General features: G+C 67.6%; 1 protein-coding gene. It reads right to left on the reverse strand.

Going from position 1 to position 482, the window contains the following annotated elements:
- A partial coding sequence (locus OR16_RS39300) for a Bug family tripartite tricarboxylate transporter substrate binding protein (RefSeq protein WP_006165122.1) occupies nucleotides 1-482 on the reverse strand: 482 nt, incomplete at both ends.

A 482-nucleotide genomic window follows, 5' to 3' on the forward strand; every position in this document is an offset into this window, starting at 1 on the left:
CCTGCGCGCCGCCCTTGTTGGGCAGGTAGAGCCAGTCGATGCCGAGCTTGCGGGCGAACTGCAGGCCGGCCAGGTGCGGGCCGCTGCCGATGCCGGTGGTGGCCCAGTTGAGCTGGCCAGGATGCGCGCGGGCGTAGTCCACCAGCTCCTTGAGCGAGTTCGCCTTGGTCTGCGGCGAGACCAGCAGCATGTAGGGCGAGTAGGTCAGCGTGACCACCGCGCTGAAATCCTTGATCACGTCGTACGGCAGGTTCTTGTAGGCCACCGGCGCGATCACGAAGTTGGACAGGTCGCCCAGCAGCAGGGTGTAGCCATCGGGCGCGCTCTTGGCGACATTGTCGGTGCCGATATTGCCGCCCGCACCGGTGCGGTTTTCCACCACCACGGGCTGTTTCCAGACCTTCTGCAGCTTGCTGCCAAGCAGGCGGGCCAGCACGTCGGAGGCGCCGCCCGGCGCATAGGGCACCACCACGCGCACCGGG

This window comes from Cupriavidus basilensis OR16 (genome assembly GCF_000243095.1).
In the GTDB taxonomy this organism is placed as follows: domain Bacteria; phylum Pseudomonadota; class Gammaproteobacteria; order Burkholderiales; family Burkholderiaceae; genus Cupriavidus; species Cupriavidus basilensis_D.